Raw genomic sequence first — 24,828 nt, 5'->3', positions numbered from 1 at the left:
AAAAAGTTTCTTACTTAATTTGTAATTGTTTATTTAATAAGCTTAGATAAAATTTAATTTATAAATAATAACTTAAAAAATAAATCTAATTATTTGTTTTAGGATTATATATGATTGGAGTTTAATAAATACTAAATATGCTTTGTATATAATATCTAAAATATAAGAGAATAAGGGATATATTGAAAGATATAACAAGATATTATTTAGACAAAGATATTCTATTTAAAGAGATAGAAGAGATTAGCCCCAAAGAGTTAAAAAGTAGAAAAAAAATTAAAATATTTGTATCAACATCTGTTAAAAAAGAGTATTACGCAATATTTATTGTTGATTCAAAGAGTAGATTTATAAGAAAAAATGCAGAAGATTTAATGCAATTAGAGTTTGACTTAGCACAATATAAAGAACATAATTTTAAGAAAAAAGAGTTACTTATTAGCTCTGCTTTATGTTCAAAAGCTAAAAAGTTATTAGAAGATAATAAGTGGAGTGTAAGAGTTGATTTTATGTGATATTGGTAATACAACTTTTCATTTTAATATCAATGGAGAAGAACAAAGATATTTAGTAAACTCAGAAATACCAGATTTTAAGGAGAGAATCTATTATATCTCTGTAAATGAAAATGCAACTGCAAAATTAAAACACAAAAATGATGATATTATAGACTTAGAACCATATTTAGAGTTTAAGACAAAATACGTGGGGATGGGATTAGATAGAAAAATTGCTTGTTGTTTTTTAGAAGATACAATTTTAGTAGATGCAGGAAGTGCTATAACAGTTGATATTATGAAAAAGAAAAAACATAAAGGTGGTTTTATACTTCCTGGGCTTAAAGCTTTTAGAGATATTTACCCTCAAATTTCACATAAACTAGATGTTGATTTAAATACAAAGGTAAATTTAGATAAAATCCCCCTTTGTACTAAAGATGCAATCTCTTATGCTATATTAAAATCAATTATAGAACCAATTAAAAAAGTAAGTAAAAAGAAGCAGATTACTTTTACTGGTGGAGATGGGGAATTTTTAAGTAAATTCTTTGACAATAGCATCTATAAAAAAGATATAATTTTTGAAAATATGAGAAGGATAATTGATGCTAACAATTGCATTACCTAAAGGAAGAATTGCGCAAGAGACTCTTTCTAAGTTTGAACAAGCATTTGATGAAGAGTTCATTTTTGAAGATAGAAAACTTATTTTAGAAAAAGCTGGATTTAGATTTTTAAATGTAAGAAATCAAGATGTACCTACTTATGTAATGCATGGAGCAGCAGATTTAGGTGTAGTTGGACTTGATGTATTAGAAGAAAAAGAGTATGACTTAATTAAACTACTTGACTTACAACTAGGCTTTTGTAAAGTTGCTTTTGGACTTATCAAAGGACAAGAACTTGATATGACAAAAAGTAAAATTACTGTTGCTACAAAACATGAAAAAATTGCAAAAAGATATTTTGAAGAAAAAGCAATGGCAGTCGATATTATTAAACTTTATGGTTCTATAGAATTAGCTCCATTAGTAAATCTTGCTGATTGTATCGTTGATATTGTAGAAACTGGTGCAACAATGAAGCAAAATGGGTTAGAAGTAGGGCCTACAATTATGGAAAGTTCTGCTCACTTAATTGCAAACAAAAACTCTTATTATGCAAAAAAAGATAAGATTTTTGATTTAAAAGAGAAGTTAGAAGCTGTTATTCAATGGGATTAAATTTATACTCTAAGATAGAGCCTTTTTTAGACTTTCAAGATGAGGTTTATAACTTACATAATGAGTTTATGTCTATTGTTTTTGATAAAGAGTTAGACAATATTTTAGATGTAGGTTGTGGACAAGGTTTTTTTATTGAAAGTCTTAATCTAAATCAAAAAAAAGCATATGGAATTGATTTAAGTAGTGAACAAATTGAAGCTTGTAAACAAAGAGGTGTAGAAAATGTTGCATGTATTGACTTAAAAGATGTAAAAGAAAAATATGATTGTGCAACAGCTATTTTTGATGTGATAAATTATATTCCAAAAGATAGTTTAAAAGAGTTTTTTGAGAACATTTACAAAGCTTTAAATGATAAAGGATATTTTATCTTTGATGTAAATACTCTTTATGGTTTTGAAGAGATAGCACAAGGTTGTATAACTATAGATTTTGAAGATAAGTTTATAGGAATTGATGCAATTTACGAAGATGAAAAATTAATTACTAACTTAACACTATTTACAAAACAAGAAAATGAAAACTTTAAAAAAGAGAGTGATTTTATAACTCAATATTATCATAGTAAAGATAGATTAAAAAAGATGCTAAAAAAGGTTGGTTTTGAAGTTGAAGAGTTAAGAGACTTCAATCTTCATAGTGATGAAAAAGCAGATAAACAAATCTATATTTGTAAAAAATAGAAGTTTAAACATTACAAGTTAAAACTTCTATCTCTATTCTATTTCTTCCTAAAGCTTTTGCTTTATATAAAGCATTATCTGCTCTATTAAAAACTTCTCTTTTTGTATCATCTTTATGAAACTGAGAAATACCTATAGAACAAGTCAATTCAAGATTATCTTTAAAGTCATGGATTTCTACTGTAGAACGAAGTTTTTCTGCAACTAAAATTGCTTCTTCAACCCCTGTGTGAGGAAGAAGAACAACAAATTCCTCTCCTCCCCATCTTGCAACAACATCACTTTGTCGTGAGCTAAGTTTTAATATTTTTGCAAACTCTTTTAAAACAGAGTCTCCTTTTAAATGTCCATATGAATCATTGATTCTTTTGAAATGGTCAATATCAACTAAAAGCAAAGTAAAACTTCCATTATCATATCTATTTAGTTTATTTATCTCATACTCTAAAAAAGATTCAAACTTTTGTCTATTGTATATTTTAGTTAAATAGTCTGTTGCTGCAACTTCTTCAAGTTGGCTTTTTGTTTGGATTAACTCTTCATTTGTTTTAGAGATTTTATTTCCCTCTTTTTTCATAAGTTCAATCCACTTATTATAAACAATTCTTAAAAGTTCTTTTTGAGAGATTATCCCTGTAACAAAACCTTGTTCATTTTCAATTATTATTCTTTTGAATTTTTGTTTTCTAATAAAAGCTAAGGCTTCCGCAATAGTTGAATGCTCATTTAAAGTTTTAATTGGGCTTGTCATAAACTTTGAAATACTTTGAGTTAAATCACAATCTAAGTGAATAAGGTTAATAAAATCTTTTGACGTAAAAATCCCTACTGCTTTTTCATCATTGTCTTTGATTATAACTGCATCTGTTCCACTATTTTTTATAAGTTTTACAGCATGAAGTGCTGAAGAATTTTCATAAGTAAAAACAGCTTGATAATTTAAAATTAAATTACCTAAAGTCTGTTTTTCCATTAAAATTTGAGGGTCTATGTTATTTATAATATCAGTATATGAAAGAATACCTGCCAGCTCATTATTTTCATCTTTCACTACCATGTACTCTTCTGTAGAATTGATTTCATTTAGAAGGTTTATAAGATTTAAATTCTTGCTAATCTCTTTTACTCTTTTTAATTTTAAATCTTTTAACTTTGTAGAGTAGTTTACTCTTTCTAATTTAAAATCTATTAATTGAGCAGTAGTTAAAATCTTATACGAGGAAGTATCTTTTATAACAATAGTCCTTAAGTTTGAAGCAGCCATTATTTTTACAGCCTCTTCTAAAGGTTGATTTGCATCTATTGAAACAACATCTTTAATTGCTATATCTAATACTTCAGGTATCATTTTTTATCCTTACAGACCAACTATTGATCTAATTTTATCCATTTTTGCATTTGCAATTTTTCTTGCTTTGCTAGCACCAAACTCTAAAATTTCTTTTACTTCTTTGGGATTATTTAATAGATGTTCTCTTCTTTCTTGATATGGAGCAAAGTGTTCATTTATTTTATCAAGTAAAGTTAATTTGAAATGTCCATATCCTTCTCCAGGAGTAGCATATCTTCCTTGTAAATCTTTTAGTTCTTGCTCATTCATAAATAGTTCACAAAGTTTATAGATATTACAGTTTTCATAATCTTTTGGTTCATCTAACTCTTTTGAGTCAGTCACAATTCCCATAACTTGTTTTTTAATACCTTTTTTTGTTCCAAACATATCGATTGTATTTCCATATGATTTCGACATTTTAGCTCCATCTGTTCCTGGAACTGTTGCTACTGTTTCATCAACTTTTGCTTCAGGTAAAACAAAAATATCTGTATTATAGTGATGATTAAAGCTATTTGCAATATCTCTTGTCATCTCTACGTGTTGAATTTGGTCTTTTCCTACAGGAACTAGATTTGAATCGTAAAGTAGAATATCAGCAGCCATTAAAACAGGATAAGAAAATAGTCCATGGCTTGCTACAATACCTTTTGCTACTTTATCTTTATATGAGTGAGCTCTTTCAAGAAGTCCCATTGATGTATGGTTTGATAATATCCAGTATAATTCAAGTACCTCTTTAACATCGCTTTGTACCCAAAATGTTGATTTCTCAGGGTCCATTCCTAAAGCTAAAAAGTTAACTACTGCTTCAAAGATATTTTTTTCTAAAAGTTCTTTTTCTTTAACTGTTGTTAAAGCATGATATGAGGCAACAAATGCAAATAAATCACCTTGATCTTGTGATTCGATAATTCTTTTTATTGCTCCGAAGTAGTTACCAATATGTAAAGTTCCACTTGGTTGAATTCCAGATAATATTCTCAATTTATACATCCTTAAAATTTTTTAAAGATGCATTATATCTAAAGAGTTTTTAAACTATGAAGAAAGCTTTTTCTCTATCTTGGTTTCGATTAAATCGAGGTGTAGCTGTAGATTGTAATATTCACCCATAAAAGAGAGTGGAACTCTTGTCTCTTTTTGTATTTCACTCTTTAGGTTTTGAATATTTAATAGCTCTTCTTCTAACTGTTTTTTCTCTAAAGTTTCTATATTATTATCTAATTTTCTAACTTTTTCATACCATTTATAGATTTTAGAACGCATAGTCCAAGTGTAAAGTGGGAAAAATCCTTTAAATAGAGGGAAAAGTAGAGTTAATAAGGGAATAATTAAAAGCTTTAATCTATCAATATTTGAAGCAATCCAATAGGGAAATATCTTCTCTAACCAAGTATCTCCATACTCAAAATACCTTTGAGCTTCTTCATGCATTTCAAGTTGCATATTTATATTATTTGGAAACTGTTGTGGTTTTGCAAATAGGTCTTTTTTCTCATGTACTTCTTTTACTTTTTTTAAAACTAATCTAATAAGTTCTTCTGAAAAATCACTTTTTACAACTAAATTTGCAGTTGTAGCTAAGAGGTTTATATTCTCATCTGGTAAGTTTTTATATAAATCTAAAGTACCTTCATATAGAGTTAAAGCCTCTAAAAATGGATATTTTCTACTATAGGCTTTTGCTCTTTTAAAACTTAAAACATTTATTTTAGGATTAGAAAGTAACTCTCTTATCGCCTCTGAATTATGTGAAGAGACTACAAACATAGCATCAATATTTCCTTTTATAAGTTCATCTTTTGCTCTATTTGCATCATAATTGAAAATTTGAGAGTTTTCTTTATTTATTCCATTATCTTCCAAAACTTTTAATGCTAAATCTTTTGTTCCACTACCTTCTTTTCCAATAGATATTTTTTTAGAAATTAGTTGAATAACATAGTTTATTGAAAAACCTTCATTTCTATAAAAAACCCATAAAGGTTCATAATAAATAGAGGCTAAAGATTTAATATCTTCTTGATGACTTTTAATTGTTCCATTTTGTAAAAAAGCAATATCAGCTTTATTTTCTTTTAGTAGTTTTATATTATCAATAGAACCTTCTGAAGTTAAAAGGTTTACTTTTACATTCTCTTTTTCTAGAAGTTCTTTATAAATTAGTGCTGTTTTATAGTAGTTCCCATTTTTTGTGCCTGTTGCAATAGTTATCTCTTTTTTTGGAGCAGGTTTTATAAATTTTGAAGTGATATAAAATGAAGCGATTACAAGGAGTAAAATAGGAATAGATATTGTAAAAAATTTATATTTCATTTGTTTCTCTTTTTATTATTTTCTTTTATTATAACTTAGAAAAACAAAAATATAAAGAGGCAGAAACCTCTTTATACTAGTAGATTTTGTAAAAGAATTTTAAATCCAATAATGATTAGAATAACTCCACCTAGAATTTCAGCTTTGCTTTCATATTTTGCTCCACCTTTAGAACCAAGATATACACCAAAAATACTGAAGATAAATGTAGTAATACCGATAATTGCTAAAGATAAATAAACATTTAGGTTAAATAGATGTAAAGTAAATCCTGCTGCCATAGCATCAATACTTGTAGCAATTGCAAGAGTTAATAAAATCTTATGAGAAACCTTTGTAATTTCCTCTTCTACAGGTTCACCAAAGGCTTCATAAATCATTTTCCCACCAATTAAAAGAAGTAGAACAAAGGCAATCCAATAGTCATAACCACCAATTATATCTTTTAATCCTACTCCACCTGCATAACCAATAAAAGGCATTAGAGCTTGAAAAATACCAAAATAAAGACCAGCAATAATTGCAAGACTTTTTATTTTTTCTTTATTTTTTATTCCTAAACCAATTGAAACAGCAAAAGCATCCATACTAAGTGCAATTGCTAAAATAACAACTTCTAACATTTTATAAGCCTTTCTTATATAAAAACGCAATTATAGTCAATACAGAAAAAAGAAAAGCTGAAAATAAGAAAGGATAAGTAGGATTTATCTCATAAAGTATAGTACTAAAAAGTGGACCAATTATAATACCTAAACCTTGTGAAGCAGATACTGTACCTGCTGCAACTCCTTGTTCATGAGCTTCTACACTATTTGCAGTAATTGCCATAAAAGCAGGCATGACCATGCCTAAACCTGCAACTCCAATTGCAAGACCCAAAGTTAATTCAATTTTTGTTGATATAAAACTAATAAAAAAATAACCTATTGTTGTCAAAATAGAACCTATAAGTAACCAGCTATAAGGGTTTATATTTTTTAGTTTAGAAACTATTATTTGCGTAATAATAAAAACTATACCTGTAATAGCTAAGATATAACCTGTTACTTTTGCTGCATCAATAGAAGAGATATTAAATTTATCTAAAATATAAAAACCCAAACAAACTTGAGAAGTAACAATACAAAACATAGTAAAAAAAGAAGCAAGCATTGGTATTCTAATTCTTTTATCAAAAAATTTAAGTACTGAAGTTTCAGTTTTTTCTATTTTTTTATTTGGTTCTAAAAATATTATTAATATAAAAACTGCAAGCAAAGGTAAAATTGCAGCAACATATAACGGTACTGCTAAACCATAAATTGCTAGTGCTCCTCCTATAATTGGTCCTAAAACCATACCAATACCATTTGCAGCTCCTAAACTAGCCATATAAGAAGTTCTTTTTTTTATTTCCACTTTATCTGCAATTAATGCATTTGAAACAGGTGGAATAGCAGAATAAAATACTCCAATCATAACTCTTGTAAAAATTAATATACTAAGAGAAAGGATAATAGTTGGTGGTGTAATAATTGCATAATTTACAAAAAGAGCAAGTAATAAGTATGAAAAGAAAAATCCAATACTTGCGAAAACTAAGATATTTTTTCTTCCATAGAAATCACTTTTTTTACCCCAAAATCTTGATAATATAAACCATGCAACTCCTGCAAGTGCGACCATAAGCCCAGCATGCCACTCTTGTAACTTTAGTTCTCTAATTATTGGACCAACAACAGCTAAAAAAGCCATCATTGATGAAGCACACAAGATAGTAATGAGCATTAAAGGTTTAATCTCTTTCATCTTTTTTCTCCTTTTATAATAGTTTCAATTTTTGTTGAAAAATAGATTGAAAATAAGCCTATAAAGGCACAAATTAGAATTATCTTTTCATATCCTAAAATACCAGATAAGGAAACAGACATTGAACTAAAGAAAATTCCTGAAAACATATAAATACTATGTTGTATTGCAAATTGTGAAGCAGGAGATTTATTTGAAGATAAATCCATCATTAAAGTTGTCATTAATACTTGTGAAGGAGTATAAAATAGAAATATAAATCCTACAACAAACATAACAAGGAATTCATTTTCATGATATTTGAAAATTAAAAATAGCATTAAGATACCAATTATTTGTCCTATTGCTGCAACTATCAGAATAATTTTTCTTCCAAATTTGTTTATTAGAAATGAAGTGGCAAATGAGGCTAAAAAACCTATTCCATAACCTACAATGTGAACAGCAAAACCTATTTTGTCTAAACTCCAATTTAAATCAACTAATAAAGGGGTAGTTATTCCAAATGCTGAGGAGATAGTTATTGGATAAAGGAAAAGTAAAATAAACCATAGTTTTTTCTCTTTTGTTTTCCAAAAGGTAAGATATTGTTTGTAATCCACTTTTTCAACAAAGTTTGCATGTTTCATCTTTGGTTCTGTATAAAAAAATATGTGAATAAGAGATATTGCTGTAAAAATAGTCATCACAAACATAGTAGAGTGCCAACCTACTTTAGAATAAAGAATTAACCCAAATCCTCCACCTAAAATCATTCCAATTAATCCACCTGCAGCTTTAATTCCATTTATCAAAGAACGTTCTTTTTTAAAAGTTATTTTAATAGCAAAGGCATCTAAAGCGATATTTTGTGATGCTGCAAAAAAAGCAAAAAATATGGATAGAACTATTATTAAAAGTAGATTCCTATCTATATGTAATAAGGCTATAAAAAAAAGTGTAAGAACCATTAATGATTGGAAAATAAGAATCCAAGCTCGATAATGTCCTATTTTTTTAAAATAGATTTTATCAATAAAAGGAGCCCACAAAAATCTAAATACCCAAAAAAGACCTAGCATATATATAAAACCAAGATTTTCTAAAGAGACTCCGTTTTGCCTTAAAATTCCAATAAAGGCTTCTATAAAGAAGCCTAATCCTAGAAATTGAGTTGTATAAAGACTAAATAATAAGAATAAAGTATTCCAAGTTAATTTCTTTTTCATTCTATATTACTCTTTACATCCCACTCTTTTACTCTTTGTTGAGCTTGAAACATTGAATAATATTTCTCTTTTTTTTCAATTAGTTCTTGGTGTGTACCATACTCTTTTATTTGTCCATCTTCTACTACTAAAATATTATCTGCATGGGAAATAGTAGAAAGTCTATGGGCTATTACAATTACAGTTTTATTTTTAATAAGTTTGTCTAAAGCATTTTGAACAGCTACTTCACTTTCGGTGTCTAGTGCTGAGGTAGGTTCATCAAGTATTACAATAGGTGCATCTTTTAAAATTGCTCTTACTATAGAAATACGTTGACGTTCTCCTCCACTTAAACTTCCACCAATTTCTCCAACCTTTGTTTCATATCCATGGGGAAGTCTTGAAACAAACTCATGACAAAATGCAGCTTTAGAAGCTACTAATACTTCTTCATCACTTGCATTTGGTTTTCCCATACGAATATTATTTAAAATAGTATCATCGAATAAATAGACATCTTGAAATACTACAGAGATATAACTCATTAAAGTAGTTTGTTTCATTTTTCTAATATCTACACCACCAATTTTAACCACTCCTTTTTGTGGATCATCATATCTCATAATTAGTTTTGTAATTGTTGTTTTACCACTTCCAGATGGACCAACTATTGCAGTAAGTGATTTGTCTTTGATTTCAAGGCTTAAGTTTTCTAAACTATTTTTTGTATTTCCTTCATATGCAAAATCTACATTTTCAAAATTAATATTAAACTCTTTTGGTCTTTGTTTTGGCTCTTTTACAAAAAACTCTTTTACTTCCAAAAGCTTTTGAATATTTTTAAAAGAAGCCTCCATAATATCTAAAACACTTGCTACTGCTAAGAAGTTTGCTAATGGTTCAGATAATCTTCCTAAAATTATAAGTAAGGCAATTAAAGCTCCTATACTAAACTCTCCTTTAGTAATATATATACTTCCTAAAACAAGAATAAATAGAAATAGAAACTCAATAAGAGTATTCATTATAATCATTGGAAAGGTTGAAGCAAAAAGACCTTTTTTTTGTACTTCTCTTAAATTAGCAATTGATTTTTGAAGGTTCTGTGCATTTTCACCTACTTGATTTACTGCTCTTAAAATAGGTAAACCTTGAATATATTCAATAGTATCTGCTTCAAGGTTTGCGTGGGCTTTTATTCCTTCTGTTTTATCCCATTTTGTTTTCTTTCTACTCCAATTATAAATAGGAATTGCAAAAGGAAAAGCAATAAGAAGAGCTATTGCCATGCTTGGGTCTATAAAAAATGTTGCAATGATTATTACAAGAGGCACAATAGCTACTTCAAAAAACATTCCAGAAACTATTCCCATATGTAAAATTGACTCATCAACATTTTGTGCTAAGATAGAGTTTAATTCTCCTGTTCTATATCTATATAGGCTTTGAAGAGGCATAGTTTTTATCTTTTCTCCAAGTTTAACTCTTAGGTTATGGGTTATTTGAACAATCTCTTTTGAATATTGAAAATTAGAACCTAGCCATCGAAAAAAGAAAGAGCATAGACTAAATATACAAATTGCTCCAAGCCAAAAAAGAGTCTCTTTTAAATTAAATTCTATTTGGAAAATATTATTTAAAAGAGGGAAAAAAAGAGCAAAAGCTATACCTTGAAAGATATAAGCAATAATAAAATATAAAAAACTTCTTTTTACTAAATTGGAACTTTTGCCTGCAATATTTAGAGTTGTTTTATAAGACTCTTTAAATGAAGATACTTTTTCACTATTCATTTGTTTTTCCTTTTTCTAAATTCCATTGACTTGCTTTTTCATAGTTTTCCCATAGTTTTTTGTAGATACCTTTATTTTCTAACAACTCTTCGTGTTTACCTATTTCACTTATTTTTCCTTGGTCAAATACTACTATTTGGTCGGCATTTTTTATAGTTGAAAGACGGTGAGCTATCATAATAACTGTTTTGTTTACAGTTAAATTTGCCAAAGCTTTTACTATCTCTTCTTCATTTTCTGGATCTGCAAAAGCGGTTGCTTCATCAAGTACTATAATAGGAGTATCTCTTAAAATAGCACGGGCTATTGTGATACGTTGTTTTTGACCTCCTGAAAGATTTGTTCCTCTATCTCCTGCTTTAGATTCATATCCTTTTGGTAAACTCTCTATGAAATCATGTATTTGTGCCGCTTTTGCTGCTTTTATTACTTCTTCTTTTGTTGCCTTTGGGTTTGCCATTTTTATATTGTTGTAAATTGTGTCTTGAAAAAGAAAGGTATCTTGAAATACGAAAGAGACTGTGTTCATTAAAATCTGTGGTTCTATTTCTTTAATATTTACTCCACCTATACAAATCTCTCCTTTATTTACGTCCCAAAATCTAGGAATAAGTTTTGCGATAGTACTTTTTCCTGCACCACTTGGACCTACTAAAGCTGTGACACTTCCACTTTCTATTCTAAAGTTTATATTTTCTAAAGCATAGTTTTTTTCTACATTTTCATATTTAAAAAATACATTTTTAAACTCTAAATCAAAACTTGTTGGAGTTTGTCCATTTTTAGAAATACTTAGAGTAGGGATATCTAATATTTCTTGAATCTTTAATGCAGAGGCTTGAGATTTTTTAATGAAATTTTGAAGCCACATTATTGGCATCATAGAATCAGCCATGCCTGTACTTAAAAAAAGTGCAGTAATTAAAGCAAAAAGTTCCATTGAATCATTATTTAAAAGAATGACTCCTGTAAATAATACTGCTAAAAGAGTAGGTAAAGGACTTAATATTATCATTCCAAGTTTTGCAGGAATTGCACTTGTTCTCATCCAATTATTTAAGTTTTCTTTATAGGCATGAAGTGCATTGTTATATCGTTTGAAAGAGCTTGTTCCATCATCAAAAGTTCTTACTACAGGCATAGCTTGTGCAAATTCTATTACTGCTTTATTTATATCATTTTGGCTTTGGTCATATTTTTCTCTTAACTCTTTTGAATCTCTCATAGCGTAAGCCATAGTAAGCCAACCAAGAATTAAAATAGAGATGCTAGCAAGAGCTAATCTAAAATCTATAATAAAAAGTACTATCAAGGTTGTAAAAGGGGCTACTATACTTTTTGCTATCATAGGAACACTGTCTGCTACAAAAGTGTGTAGACTTCTTACATCATTTTGCATTACTTTTTTAAGTGTTCCTGAACCATTTGAAATAATGTATCCTAAAGGAACTTCTGCTAAGTGTTGGGCTAAATTAGTACGTAAAATTTGCTCTAATCTAAATGCTCCTAAGTGAGAAACTACAAAAGCATAAAATCTTGATAGAAAAGCGATAACTGTCATAATTGCTAATAATATAATTGTATTTACAAGGTCAAGTTTTATACCAAAGATTTCTAAGGGAGTATCTTGCATAATATTTGATAAGGTTAAAGATAAAACTATAAGAGTTGTGATTAAAGATAAGCTTCCAATTGCTGCTAAAAGCATTGCTAAACGTATTTCAAACATTACAGGTTTCATAATAGCCCAAAGACCATATTTTTTTTCTTTTTGTTTTTTCATTATTAATTCCTAAGATTATTTTGAGCTGAATAGATATTGATGTTTTTATCAATATCTATCCTGTTTTTTTAAGGGTTTTTATAAAAGTGTTTTTTGATTAAAAGCTATATTTAAAGCCAATTCCAATTTTTCTAGGATCTCCAAAGTGAACTCTTCCTAAGTTATAAGCACCACTATAAGCTTTTATATAATCTTCATTAAAGAGATTTTTCCCATAAGCATAGATATCCCACTTATTGATTTTAAAACCAAGCTTCAAATTTGCTGTGAAATATGAGTTTGCTTTATCCATGATATTTCTATCACTATTAAAATAAGCAGTTTCTCCTTGGAAGTTTAAATCAGTTCGTCCATAGAAACCATCATTTCCATAATAAGCAAGACCTATTCTTGCCATATATTCTGGAGTATGTTGAATTTTTTGTCCATCAAGTTTTGCTGTACCATTATCATAATCTTTATATTCTGCATCAATAAAACCTAGACTTGCATTTAATTCCCAATTATCATTTAAAAAATGAGTAGCTTCTAATTCAATACCTTGAGAAATAGCTTTTTTTGCATTGTCTGTAAGCCATCTTGCTCCTTCAACCTTATAGATATGAATATCTGTAATATCCATTCTAAAAGCTGATAGCATTAAATTTGTATTCCCAAAATTTCCTTTAATACCTACTTCATAATTAGTTGATTTTTGTGGGTCAAAAAGTGCATCATTAATATTATTTGAGTTATTATAAAAGTTAAATCCTCCTGGTAAATAACCTTTTGAATAAGAGATGAAAGAAGACCAATTATCATTTATTTTATAAGATAATGCAACTTTTGGAATAAACTCTGTCCATGTTTTATCTCCTTTTGAACTTGCAATTGGAGTATTTGGTTGAGATGATGTTTTAGGATACATAAAAACATCAATATCCGCTTTTTTCTTAATTTTTTGATACCTTCCTCCTAGGGTAAATTCAAAATCTTCTGCAAAGGGAATCATTACTTGACCAAATAAAGCATAAGTATTATTATCTAAAACAGAAGGAATATTTTGTCTCATTGCTCCAAAATCCATTCCATAAAAAGATGATTTTTCTTCTTCATTCTCATAATATAATCCTGTAACCCATTTAAAAGAATCACTTGAAGAACTTGATAATCTAATTTCTTGTGTTAAACTTTTTGTATCTTTATAGTCAAACATTAAATTTCTGTTTAATGGGTTATCTGTATAGTCTCCATCAAACTCTGCTTCGGTTTCATATTTTTTATGTGTAGAGACTGATGTAAGATCAAAATTATCAAAAGCATATTTAAGAGTTATACTTTGAGAGTTGTTTGTATACTCTTCAAAGGTTTCATCATCATACCTAACTTCATTATCATATTTATCTCTTTTTATATCTTTAAGTGCTGTTTGTGTATCAGTAACATAGCCATCTTGCCAATATACATTTTCTTTATTTGAAGAGATAGATAGTTTAGTTGTTAATCTATCTGTAGGTTTAAATGTAAAATAAGTATTTAGTTTTCTTTTTTTATTTCTGTTTGCATTATCATCCATATTAGAAGCAGTATTTGTAATCCAACCATCATCTCTTTCTAACTCTCCATTCAATCCCCAAAAAAGTTTGTTTTCAATTAGAGGGCCATTTATATTAAATTTTGTAAGATTATATTTATCTGTACCAAATTCAAAATTTACTGCTCCCATCCAGTAATCGTAGTCTTCTTTTGTAATTATATTTATAACTGCACCAATTGCATCTTTTCCATAAAGAGTACTTTGAGGACCTCTTAAAATCTCCACTCTTTCAATATTTGCTAAAGAAGGGTCAAAATCAAATTTATTTGAAGAAGGAATACCATTTATATAAATAACTACAGGATTATTTCTTGTAAATAATGAAGTATTTAAGCCTCTAAAATTTATAGAAGTACCATTATCTGTAGCCGCATACATTCCTGGAACTTGATTAATAATATCAATTACATTTTTTAATCCTTTTTCTTCAATTATTGTTTCATCCATAACTGTAATACTTTGGGGAACATCTTTTATATTTTCTTCTACTTTGTTGGCTGTAACAGTAATACTATCTAAGCTAGTAGTTTTTTTATTTGAGTTATTATCAGCATAGATAAATGTACTGCAAATTAAAGAAAGTAGAATAATTTTTCTATTTATTTTCATTATTTTGTCCTTCATTATAAAAGCTTATGCTTTAAAATGTTAGAATTATAATGATAATCATAATTAAAAACAAATCAATTTTTAAGAAATATGGATTTTTTTTTAATAAAAGGGTATTTAATGTCATATAAAGTAGATTTAAAAAATTTTGATGAGTTTATGCTTAAAACAGATGATTCTGAAACTATCAATTTTAAATTACCAAAAAATATGGGAAGTTTTTCAAGTACAAAAGAGATAATAAATAAAGATGTTCTTCTTTTTAAAACAAATACCAATATAAAAGAGAGTTTAACACTAAATTCAAAATCATTTGTTTCAGGGCTTTCAATTATTATTAATTTAGAAGGAGAGTTCAAATATTTTGATAAAAGTAATAAAAGTGCATTAAATGTGAGAAAGAATAGTGTAATTACTAAATATGTAAATAAATATGATTCTGTTATGAATTTTGATAAGAATTCTAAAAGTAGTAATTTATGTCTAATTTTAAGGGATGAATTTTTAGAAAAATACTTTTTAAATAAAATTGAGAATAGAGATGAATTATTTAGTAACTATGAGAATAATATCTCAACAGATTTTGAAAAAAGGTTTGAAAATTATAAGGTTGTTTCTCTTGCAAAGGAATTATACAATTCCCCTTTTGAGGGAGAATTAAATGATTTGTATACACAAAGTAAAGTTTTTGAATTAATATATGAAGAGTTAACTACTATTGTAAATGAACATAATAATTTATGCACTTGTGGATGTTCAAAAATAAATCACGAAGATAGAATAGCTTTATATAAAGCAAAAGAGTTAATAGAAAAAGCAGATGCTTTTTATACTTTAGAACAACTTTGTAAAAAAGTAGCAATAAATGAGTTTAAACTAAAGCTTGGCTTTAAAGAATTATTTGATACAACACCTGGGGCTTTAGTTTTAAAAACTAGAATGGATAAAGCAAAAATTTTATTGAGTAGTGGGGAATATAATATTGCAGAAGTTTCAAATTTAGTAGGATATAAGTATCAACAAAGTTTTTCTACTGCTTTTTTTAGGCATTATGGAGTTCTTCCTAAAGATTTAATCAAAAAAAGGAAGTATTATTAAAGCTAAGAGTTTCTTAGCTTTATTAAATTAAAATCTTCCTTCATAAGCATTTTGAATTTCTAAAAACTCATCTAAGTTTTCTAAGAATAAATCAATTAAAGTAGGGTCAAAATGTTTAGCTCTCTCTTCTTTAAATAGAGCAATAATTCTATCTAGTTCCCAAGCTTTTTTATAAGGTCTTTCATGTGCTAAAGCATCAAAAACATCACAAATAGCTGTTATTCTTCCAAAGATATGAATATTTTCACCACTTAAACCTCTAGGATAACCACTTCCGTCCCATTTCTCATGGTGTTCATAAGCAACAATAGCTGAAGCTTTTAAGATATCTCTAGTTGAATTTTTAAGAAGTTCATATCCTATTTGAGTATGCTCTTTCATCTTATCATACTCTTCAATTGTTAGTTTTCCTGGCTTGTTTAAAATAGAATCAGGAATACCTACTTTTCCAATATCATGCATAGGACTTGCTAATCTTAAAGTCTCTGCTTCACTCTCACTTAAACCATATTTTAAAGCTAAAAGTTTAGAGTATTCTGCTACTCTTTTTACATGGAAACCTGTCTCTTTTGACCTTGTTTCTCCAATTTCACCCATTGTATAGATTATCTCTCTTTGAGTCTCTTCTAACTCTTCATGTAAAGCAATTACTTTTGTAATATCTAATCTAATTCCAAGGTATTCAATTAGATTGTTATTTATATCTTTTATACTAACAATAGTAGAAATATAATGAATATCTTTTTTATCTTTTGTAATCCCTTTTAATTGCCCTTTCCAAATACCATCTTCTCTTGCCGAGATAAAGGCTTTTTCAAGAAGGTTTTTTTGAGTTTTTGGATGTTTAATTGTCCAATAAGATTCACCAATTAACTCCTCTTTTGAGTAACCTGTAAGCTCACAAAACATGTCATTTACATATTTTATTTTCATATCACTTGTAACTCTTATAATAATACTACTTTTGTCAAAGGCATCTTCATAAATTCTTGATAAAGAAGAGGCATGGGTATATTTCTCAGCAGTTACTTTATAAGCATCTTCTAGTTTTAGCTTAGTCTCTTCAAGTTCTGTAATATCAGAACGAACAGCAATAAACTCTAAAATATTTCCATCTTCATCTAAAATAGGATTAATTACTGTTTTAACATAATAAGAACCACCATCTTTTTTCTTATTTTTTATTTTCCCATACCAAGGTTTTTTCTCAATTTTTATTGTGTGCCACATCTCTTTAAAAACTTCAGATGATGTATCTTCATGTCTTACTATATTATGAGATTTTCCTAAAAGTTCTTCTTTTTTATATCCAGAGATATTTTCAAATTGTTCATTTACAAAAGTGATAATTCCTTTAGGATTTGTTTTTGAAACAATTGAACTTAAATCTACTGTTTTTTTATACTCATCAAGTAGGTTATTTATTTTATTTTTTTCTTTTTTTAGTTCTACTATTTCAGCAATTTTTTGAATATTGTCAAAAAGTTCTTCTATATTAACAGGCTTTGTAATATAAGCATCAATATTTAATTTTATTGATTCAAGTAAGTATTCACTCTCATTGAAAGCAGTTAATAAAATAATTCTAGCAAATGGGTCGAATTGTTTGATTTTTTTACTCATTGCAATACCGTCTAACTTAGGCATTTTAATATCACTTAAAACTAAATCTGGTTTTTTGCTTTTATAAAGTTCATAACCTTCTTCCCCATTTGAGGCAAAATATAACTCATCAATATGATAAGATAAAATTGAAGATAATCCTTCTCTTGTGAGTTCATCATCTTCTACATAAAGTAAAGAAATATTATATTTTTTATTGATCACTTTTTATACACCTATATAAATAATTAATAGATTTTATAGAACTTTTAATAAAGTATCTATTAAAGTAACACCCTAGAAACCGAAAAACTTTAATATAAGTTAATTAATAATTTTTTAAAATGTTTTCTTATACAATCGTATTACTATTAATCTATTTTTAAAAGAAAAAAATGCTAAAAAAAATTCTTAAAATCAAAGAGAAAAAAACTAGAATAATCTTATTTTTTTATTCAATTTTTATACTTATTGCTTTTGTTGCTGTAGATAAAATATTTTTTTATAATAATATTCAAATTCTTATAGTTGAAAATGGAAAAAATCAAATTGATGAGAGAGAAGAGATTTTAAAACGCTTTATAAATAAGTCAATGATTGTTTTAGAAAATCTAAGGAATACAAATGTTTTTAATGAGTATTTACATAATAAAGATGAAAAATATTTAAATCATTTAAAAAAGATGTTTTTATTGATTTCAAATACTCACTCTAATTTTATGCAACTAAGATATATCGATAAATCTGGAAATGAGATAATAAGAGTTGAAAGAAAAGAAGAAAATGGGAAAGTCTATGAATCAAATAATTTACAAAATAAAGCTTCAAGATACTATTTTAGTGAATCAAAAAAAAGAGAGCTTGAAAAGGTTTGGTTTTCTAATTTAGATTTAAATATAGAAGATGGGAGAGTTGAAAAGCCTTATAAACCTACATTAAGAGCTATTCTTCCTGTAAAAAACAATGAGAGTTTTGATGGAATTATAATTATCAACTTTTTTATGAATGATTTTTTAAAAGCTTTTGACGATATTACTTTATATAATTTAATTTTAGTTGATAAAGAAGGGAATACTTTAGTTCATTATGACTCAAAAAAGAGTTGGGGGCTTTTTAAAGAAGAGAAATATAATATTAAATCAGAGTTTAATAATTATAAAACAATTTTAGAAAATAAGATTTATACAAGTGAAGAGTATATTTCTAAAAAGTTAGATGTTCCTATTGCCAATATGCCAATTTTAATTTTACAACCTAAAAAAGAGTATTTAGAGAAGTTATATAGTAATCAAAATATTCAATATCTTTTTACTATTTTAATTGTTTTACTACTGACTTATTTAGTAAGTTTTTTTATCTTAAGAGCTTTAAAAAATCTATATTTTGATTTAAGTATGACAAAAAAATTAAATAAAAAATTAAATAGACTAAATGAAAAATTCACAACTATACTTAATACTACTAATGATATGGTATTAATCATAAATGAAGAAAAAATTATTGAATTTTCAAATAGAGCTTTTTTAGAACTTACAGGTTTTAGTGAAGCTGAGATTTTAAGAAAAGAGATAAATCAATTTTTAAAAGAAAAAAGTGAGGAGTTTCTTGAAAAACTTGAGCTTAGTTTAAATAATGAGGCTCAAAAGTTTGAGTATTCATTTCTTTCAAAAGATAATAAAAATATAACTTTGTTAATCAGTTTAATCAAAATTAAAAAACAAAATAAAGTTTTACTTATTGCTAAAGATATAACAGAGATAAAAGAGCAACAAGAACTTTTTATACAACAATCAAAATTAGCCTCAATGGGGGAGATGCTTTCAAATATAGCTCATCAATGGAGACAACCTTTAAATATTTTAAACCTTACGGCTGTTGATTTAAAATATAAATATGAGTATGCAGAACTTGATAAACAAAAAGTTGAAGAAATCTCTTTAAAACTGCAAAATCAAATAGAATATCTTTCTCAAACAATAGATGATTTTAGAGATTTTTTTACTCCCAATAAGAATAAAGAACTTTTTAAAATAAGTGAAGCAGTTTCAAGTACTTTAAATATTATTGGTAGTTCTTTGAAAGAGAATTTTATTGATATAGAGTTAGAACTTGATGAAAGTATAGAAATGAACTCTTATAAAAACCAGTTGGAACAAGTATTAATAAATATTTTAAATAATGCAAAAGATGCAATAGTTTTAAATAAAATAAAAGAGCCTTGTATTAAAATCAAAGTATATAACGATAAAAAAAATATAATTGAAATCTCAAATAATGGTGGAGCTATAAAAGAAGATATTATTAATAAAATTTTTGAGCCATACTTCTCTACAAAATTTAGTTCTAAAGGTACAGGGTTAGGACTTTATATGTCAAAAACAATAATAGAGAAAAATATGGGTGGAAATTTAAGGGTAAATTCTAAAGAAGAGAGTACTACTTTTGTAATAAGCTTTGAGAGTTAACTCTCAAGGCTTTTTAGAATACTCTTTGCTCTTTTTTTATGGTGAGGGTTATTTAAAGCTTGTTTTAAAATTTTGATTGAAGTTGTTTTATCATTTAATTCATAAAAACATAAAGCTTTTAAAATATCTTTTTCTCCAGAGATATCACTTTTATGTTTTGCTTTTATTTCATCTAAGATAGAGATACTTTTTTTATACTCTTGTTTATTGAAATATAAGTTTGCAAGAATCAATCTATATTTATCCTCTTTTGCAAATTTAGAATTAGTGATTTTTTTAATAGCAAGTTCATTATCTTTTGCATTTATGTGAGTTGAAATAAGAAGTTCAAATATCTTTTTATCCTCTTCAATAAGACCATCTTTAACTGCTTTTGCTAATAATAGATTTGCTTTTTTATATACACCATTTTGTAAAGAGATATTTATAAAATAAAGAATATTGTTTTTGTTTTTTAAAATACCATTTTTATATGCTAATTCAAGGGTAGAAAGAGAATCTTTTAATCTATCTTTCTCTTGATATAAAGAAGCTAGTTGTACCCAATAACTCTCATTTTTGCTAAATAGTTTAACCATGGTTTCCATAGTTTTTATTGCACCATTATAATCTTTGATTTCAACATAAGAGGAATAAAGAATTTTGTACCATGATTCATTAATTTTATCTTTTAGTGAAAAATATTTTTTAGAGTATTCAATACTTTGTTTATATTTTTTTGTATAGTAAAAAGCAAGAATAAAAGATTCATAAAGCTCTTCTTTTTTAATCACTTTACTATTAAGAAGCTCATTTGAAAGTTTTAGACTCTGCTTATATTTTTCTAGGGATAAATAGATTTTAGATAAAGAGAGTTTTATTCTATCAAGGCTATCTTTTTCAAAGGCATTATAACTTATGATTTTTTCATAAGCTTTTGCTACTTTTTCATATTTATTCTCTTGAATATAGATATTACTTATAGTTTGAAGAGCATAAGATTTCTCATATTTATTTTTAGAGTCATTTGCAAAAATTTTTTCTAATATGCTCTTAGCTGTTTTATAATCCTCTTTTTCCATAAGTTTTTGTGCTTTAAGTAAACTATTATATGTACCTTTTGACATTTGCATTTGTGCAAAAATATTTGTGCAAAAACAAATAAGTGTTAAAAATAGTATTTTTTTTATCATTTTGCCAACCTAAAATTAAATGTAATTGTTGCATTTTTGAAGCTTCCAGGAATATCATCTTTTGCTGGTTTAAATCGCCATTTTTTGATTGCTTTACTAGCTTCTTCATCAAATACGCCTTTTGGATTTGAATCTACAACTTGAACTTCAGAAACAAAACCACTTGAATCAATTTTAAAAGCCAATTGAACAAACCCTTCTTGTCTTTTGATTTTTGCTCGTCTTGGATATCTTGGATTAACTCTTTTAAGTGCAGTTAACATATTTGCATCTAAAAGATTTGAGCCAATATTTATTTGTGCACCAGTTAAAGAGTTGATAGATGAAATATCAATGTTTTGGCTAATATCTAAAGGTTTTATTTTTACATTTTTATTTAATTCTTGATTTAAATTTGTTTTCATATCCAGTTTTTTAGGCTCTACTTTTTTAACTGGTTCTTTAGGTTTAACCCTTTGTTTTTTTTCTACAACAGTATCTTTTTTATCTCTTAAAAAGTTTAGTTCCACTGATTTTGTCTCTTTTTTTATTGCTTCACTTTGTGTTGAGGTCATCTTTTGCATTAAAATAAACATTCCCACAGAAATAATAAAAGATACAGCTACTGCAATTAAAATACGCATCTTAATTCTTTAGTGTTGAAACAGAGATATTTGTTATGCCTGCAAGTCTTACTTGATCCATAACTTTTACTAAAACACCAGTTCTTGCATCTTTGTCTGATTGAACTACAACACTGCTTTCAGTATTTGAAGCTTTAAGCCTCTCTATATTAGACCTAACAGCTCTTATATCAACCATTCTTTTATCAATCCAAATCTCATCATTGTTTTTAATTGCAATTAAAATATTTGCTTCTGTTTTTTGTTGACTAGTTTTTGCACTTGGTCTATTTACTTCTATTCCTGCTTCTTTTACAAAAGAGGTTGTTACAATAAAGAAAATTAACATAATAAAAACAACATCAAGCATTGGTGTTAAGTTTATTTCTGTCTCTTCTTTATTGTTTTTTTGTGAAAATCTTCTCATTTTATAAAACCTTTGATATTTCTAAATATAATTTATCTGTATGGTACTTTATTGATAGTTCTAATTTTTTTTCAAATAAAATTCCACTAAGTGCTACAACCATTCCTGCCATTGTTGGAATAGTTGCCATTGATACACCATTTGCCATAGATTTAACATTACTTGTACCATTTAGTGCCATCACATCAAAGACTTCAATCATCCCTGTAACAGTTCCTAAAAGACCAACTAAAGGACAAACTATAATTAAGGTCTTAATAAAACTAAGACCTGTTTTTAGTCTAATATTAGAGTCTTCAATTAGATACTTTTTTATCTCTTCTTTAAACTTTTGATTGAATTGTTGTTTTGATAAATCTTGTTTTAAAGCCTTTGCATACTTTTTGTACTCAAAACTAATATAGATATATCTTTCAATTAACAAAGCCCAAAGAAATAGGGCAATTGCAAATACGATATATAAAACAAAACCACCTTTATCAAAAAAGTTAAAGAAGTTATCTATATATAAATCAATCATATTATTTAAGTGTTTTTGCTAACATTCCTATACTTTGCTCTTCTAATACAGATACAATAGCTTCAGCTTTTGAAGAGATATATGTGTATGCAAAAAGTAAAGGAATAGCTGTAACAAGACCTAAAACTGTAGTAATAAGTGCAGTTGAAATCCCACCTGCCATAAGTTTTGGGTCACCTGTACCAAATAAAGTAATAGCTTGGAAAGTTGCAATCATCCCTGTAACAGTTCCTAATAATCCAAGTAGTGGAGTTACTGCTGCAAGAAGCTTTACAAAGCTTTGACCTTTTTTGATATGGTTTGTTTCTTTTAAAATTGCTTCCCCAATTTTGATTTCTAAATCATTGATTGAGTCATTTACATTTTTATAAAATACCCCTGCAATTTTTCCTAAAGAGTTTGTCTCATCATAGTTTTCTAAGTTCTTTTGTTGTTTTTTAATTTTTGTATGAATTAGGTTTAAAAATAGAATTTTATAAGCTGCAAATAGAAGACCTAAAACACCTAGTAAGATGATTATATATCCTACAATCCCACCTTGATGAATTCTATCCATAAATGTTGGTTTATTTCCAAGCATCTCAAATAGTGTACCTCTTGTAGGGTCTACAAGTACAGATTTAATCTCTGCTTTACTTGCTTCAAAATCCTTTGCATTTGATATAAATGTTGAAGGAGGTTGTGTTGATAATTCAATTAAAGAGTTAATATCATCTGAATATTTTAAAAATTGTCCTTTTGAAAATGCAGAAAAAATACCAATTCTAGTAACATCTTGAAGAGTTCTCTCTCCATCTTGTAAGATTACACTTGCTTGATAAGTTGATACTTTTCCACTTTGAATAATTTCATCTAACATTGTATGCCAAAATAGAGTTAGTTCTTCTATTGTTGGAAGTTTTTTAGAGTTTGAAAATTTTGTAAAAATCTCTTCTTTTTGTGGAAACTCAGATGCTGTAAAACTTCTTTGGTAATTTGTTAAAAAGTCTGCTGAAGTTTGTCTAACACTTCCAAACATCTCTCCTAAGTCACCAATTTTTAGATTTAACTCAGCCTCTTTTTCAGCTAATACTTTTTCATTCTCTTCAATAATCTTTTTTAATTTTTTAGTTTCAAGATTTTCAATTTTTAATTCATTTGTTACTTTTATTAGAAGCTCTTTTTGCTCCTCTTTATTTTCAATAAAATTTTTTAATCTTTGTTGTTCAGCTATTAATTCTTGATTTGAGGTAGTTTTTACATTTTTTAATAAGTTCTCTAAATCAAGTGCAAAACCTTGGTTTATAAATAGTAGTGTTACTAATAAATATTTTAACATTAGTTATCCTTCGATGTAAGAAATGGAAGATTTAAGAAATCTACATTTTGATGTTTTTGAGCAATTTTAATTCCTCTTCTAATATTTGATTTAGCATTAGAACTATCAATTTTTTCCCAAGTTTTTGTTTTATTATTCCAATATCCATAGTTTTTAAAATCTAAACTTTGATAATATAAAGCAGTTCTTCCAAGTCTAAGAAAATCATATGTTTTTCCATCGATTTTATCTTGGTATGTCTCTATACTATTTGCATAGTCATACTCAATTTTAAATGCTTCTAAAATAATTCTATATTTTTCTGCTGTTTTAATATCTGCTTTATCTAAGTTTGATTCAAGTTGTTTAATTCTTGTAGTTCTCTCTTCAATTAAAAATGGAGTGTCCATCTCTACTAATTTTTTTAGACTCTCTACCATACTAATCATAAGTGGGAAAATATTTTTTTGAGTATTTTCAATATCAATAATTTGTTGATTCATATTTTTTAACTCTTCTTGTTGTGATTGAAGAATTTTTCTTAGTTGTTCATTGTAAATTTTAGTACTTTTTAATTCAGCATTTGTATATTTATACTTACTTAAAAGCTCTTCTCTTTGGTACTCTACATTGTCAATCTTATTTTGATAAGTCTTAAGTTTAGTATTTGTATTTTCTATTACATCTAATGACTTATCTATCTCATTTGAAAATAGGCTTGATGTCAGAAATAATGAAATGAAAATAGTTTTAAATAACTTATTCATCTAATTCCTTTTAGTATTAATTTTGAGAATTATAATCAATTGAAAATAAAAATAAACTTATATGTTTATTAAATA

General features: G+C 27.0%; 22 protein-coding genes. 6 read left to right on the top strand and 16 right to left on the bottom strand.

The window, feature by feature from the left end; translation table 11 throughout:
• The first annotated feature begins 182 nt into the window (after positions 1 to 182).
• The 4 genes from ABIV_RS11090 to ABIV_RS11075 are packed head-to-tail and all read left to right on the top strand — an operon-like array spanning position 183 to position 2,409.
• Positions 183 to 515: a hypothetical protein gene (locus tag ABIV_RS11090; protein WP_114839941.1), complete on the top strand. Its 333-nt coding sequence runs from the start codon at positions 183 to 185 to the stop codon at positions 513 to 515.
• The gene (locus ABIV_RS11085) at positions 502 to 1,128 is read left to right on the top strand and encodes a type III pantothenate kinase (RefSeq protein WP_114839940.1); all 627 of its coding nucleotides are present in this window, start codon (positions 502 to 504) and stop codon (positions 1,126 to 1,128) included. The genes ABIV_RS11090 and ABIV_RS11085 overlap by 14 nt, the downstream gene beginning before the upstream one ends.
• Complete coding sequence (gene hisG / locus ABIV_RS11080) at positions 1,106 to 1,723, top strand: ATP phosphoribosyltransferase (protein ID WP_114839939.1); 618 nt, start codon at positions 1,106 to 1,108, stop codon at positions 1,721 to 1,723. The genes ABIV_RS11085 and hisG overlap by 23 nt, the downstream gene beginning before the upstream one ends.
• Positions 1,714 to 2,409 carry a class I SAM-dependent DNA methyltransferase gene (locus tag ABIV_RS11075; protein ID WP_114839938.1) on the top strand — a complete coding sequence of 232 codons (696 nt, stop codon included), beginning with the start codon at positions 1,714 to 1,716 and terminating at the stop codon, positions 2,407 to 2,409. The genes hisG and ABIV_RS11075 overlap by 10 nt, the downstream gene beginning before the upstream one ends.
• A 4-nt stretch (positions 2,410 to 2,413) precedes the next feature.
• Here ABIV_RS11075 and ABIV_RS11070 read toward each other — a convergent pair whose 3' ends face one another.
• From ABIV_RS11070 to ABIV_RS11030, 9 genes are all read right to left on the bottom strand, one after another.
• A complete protein-coding gene (locus ABIV_RS11070; protein ID WP_114839937.1) occupies positions 2,414 to 3,757 on the bottom strand; it encodes a diguanylate cyclase in 1,344 nt (447 codons plus the stop codon).
• A 9-nt stretch (positions 3,758 to 3,766) separates the two neighbouring features.
• Positions 3,767 to 4,729, bottom strand: a complete 963-nt coding sequence (gene trpS / locus ABIV_RS11065) for a tryptophan--tRNA ligase (RefSeq protein WP_114839936.1) — start codon at positions 4,727 to 4,729, stop codon at positions 3,767 to 3,769.
• A gap of 54 nt (positions 4,730 to 4,783) precedes the next feature.
• Positions 4,784 to 6,061 carry a TAXI family TRAP transporter solute-binding subunit gene (locus ABIV_RS11060; RefSeq protein ID WP_114839935.1) on the bottom strand — a complete coding sequence of 426 codons (1,278 nt, stop codon included), beginning with the start codon at positions 6,059 to 6,061 and terminating at the stop codon, positions 4,784 to 4,786.
• 71 nt (positions 6,062 to 6,132) lie between these two features.
• Positions 6,133 to 6,684: a manganese efflux pump MntP gene (locus ABIV_RS11055; protein WP_114839934.1), complete on the bottom strand. Its 552-nt coding sequence runs from the start codon at positions 6,682 to 6,684 to the stop codon at positions 6,133 to 6,135.
• 1 nt (position 6,685) lies between these two features.
• Positions 6,686 to 7,852 (bottom strand): MFS transporter, encoded by a 1,167-nt coding sequence (locus ABIV_RS11050; RefSeq protein WP_114839933.1) that lies wholly within the window; start codon positions 7,850 to 7,852, stop codon positions 6,686 to 6,688.
• Positions 7,849 to 9,060, bottom strand: coding sequence for an MFS transporter (locus ABIV_RS11045; RefSeq protein WP_114839932.1), 1,212 nt, complete (start codon positions 9,058 to 9,060; stop codon positions 7,849 to 7,851). The genes ABIV_RS11050 and ABIV_RS11045 overlap by 4 nt, the downstream gene beginning before the upstream one ends.
• The gene (locus ABIV_RS11040; RefSeq protein ID WP_114839931.1) at positions 9,057 to 10,835 is read right to left on the bottom strand and encodes an ABC transporter ATP-binding protein; all 1,779 of its coding nucleotides are present in this window, start codon (positions 10,833 to 10,835) and stop codon (positions 9,057 to 9,059) included. Before ABIV_RS11040 ends, ABIV_RS11045 begins: the two co-directional genes overlap by 4 nt.
• Positions 10,828 to 12,618: an ABC transporter ATP-binding protein gene (locus ABIV_RS11035; RefSeq protein WP_114839930.1), complete on the bottom strand. Its 1,791-nt coding sequence runs from the start codon at positions 12,616 to 12,618 to the stop codon at positions 10,828 to 10,830. The genes ABIV_RS11040 and ABIV_RS11035 overlap by 8 nt, the downstream gene beginning before the upstream one ends.
• A 97-nt stretch (positions 12,619 to 12,715) precedes the next feature.
• On the bottom strand, positions 12,716 to 14,803 hold the full coding sequence (locus ABIV_RS11030; protein ID WP_162918010.1) for a TonB-dependent receptor: 2,088 nt from the start codon (positions 14,801 to 14,803) through the stop codon (positions 12,716 to 12,718).
• Between the two features lie 120 nt (positions 14,804 to 14,923).
• Here ABIV_RS11030 and ABIV_RS11025 point away from each other — a divergent pair, with 120 nt between their 5' ends.
• Positions 14,924 to 15,901, top strand: a complete 978-nt coding sequence (locus ABIV_RS11025; RefSeq protein WP_162918009.1) for a helix-turn-helix domain-containing protein — start codon at positions 14,924 to 14,926, stop codon at positions 15,899 to 15,901.
• Positions 15,902 to 15,928: 27 nt separating this feature from the next.
• Here the strand turns inward: ABIV_RS11025 and ABIV_RS11020 are convergent, their stop codons facing one another.
• A complete protein-coding gene (locus tag ABIV_RS11020; protein ID WP_114839927.1) occupies positions 15,929 to 17,728 on the bottom strand; it encodes an HD domain-containing phosphohydrolase in 1,800 nt (599 codons plus the stop codon).
• A 170-nt stretch (positions 17,729 to 17,898) separates the two neighbouring features.
• On the opposite strand from ABIV_RS11020, the gene ABIV_RS11015 reads away from it, so the two are divergent.
• Entirely contained in the window at positions 17,899 to 19,968 is a 2,070-nt protein-coding gene (locus tag ABIV_RS11015) for a PAS domain-containing sensor histidine kinase (RefSeq protein WP_114839926.1), read from the top strand.
• Here the strand turns inward: ABIV_RS11015 and ABIV_RS11010 are convergent.
• From ABIV_RS11010 to ABIV_RS10985, 6 genes are read right to left on the bottom strand one after another with little or no spacing between them, the layout of a single operon-like run.
• Positions 19,965 to 21,140 (bottom strand): tetratricopeptide repeat protein, encoded by a 1,176-nt coding sequence (locus ABIV_RS11010; protein ID WP_114839925.1) that lies wholly within the window; start codon positions 21,138 to 21,140, stop codon positions 19,965 to 19,967. The two genes, ABIV_RS11015 and ABIV_RS11010, sit on opposite strands and share 4 nt — an antisense overlap.
• Complete coding sequence (locus tag ABIV_RS11005) at positions 21,137 to 21,763, bottom strand: energy transducer TonB (RefSeq protein WP_114839924.1); 627 nt, start codon at positions 21,761 to 21,763, stop codon at positions 21,137 to 21,139. The genes ABIV_RS11010 and ABIV_RS11005 overlap by 4 nt, the downstream gene beginning before the upstream one ends.
• Before the next feature lies 1 nt (position 21,764).
• Positions 21,765 to 22,169, bottom strand: a complete 405-nt coding sequence (locus tag ABIV_RS11000; RefSeq protein ID WP_114839923.1) for an ExbD/TolR family protein — start codon at positions 22,167 to 22,169, stop codon at positions 21,765 to 21,767.
• 1 nt (position 22,170) lies between these two features.
• Positions 22,171 to 22,689, bottom strand: coding sequence for a MotA/TolQ/ExbB proton channel family protein (locus ABIV_RS10995; RefSeq protein WP_114839922.1), 519 nt, complete (start codon positions 22,687 to 22,689; stop codon positions 22,171 to 22,173).
• 1 nt (position 22,690) lies between these two features.
• Positions 22,691 to 24,007, bottom strand: coding sequence for a MotA/TolQ/ExbB proton channel family protein (locus tag ABIV_RS10990; RefSeq protein WP_114839921.1), 1,317 nt, complete (start codon positions 24,005 to 24,007; stop codon positions 22,691 to 22,693).
• Entirely contained in the window at positions 24,007 to 24,753 is a 747-nt protein-coding gene (locus ABIV_RS10985; protein ID WP_114839920.1) for a DUF3450 domain-containing protein, read from the bottom strand. The genes ABIV_RS10990 and ABIV_RS10985 overlap by 1 nt, the downstream gene beginning before the upstream one ends.
• Positions 24,754 to 24,828 lie beyond the last annotated feature (75 nt).

The sequence above is a fragment of the Halarcobacter bivalviorum genome (assembly GCF_003346815.1).
Lineage (GTDB): Bacteria > Campylobacterota > Campylobacteria > Campylobacterales > Arcobacteraceae > Halarcobacter > Halarcobacter bivalviorum.
Note: the sequence above shows the minus strand (reverse complement) of the source record. Positions and strands in the feature narration are given on the sequence as shown.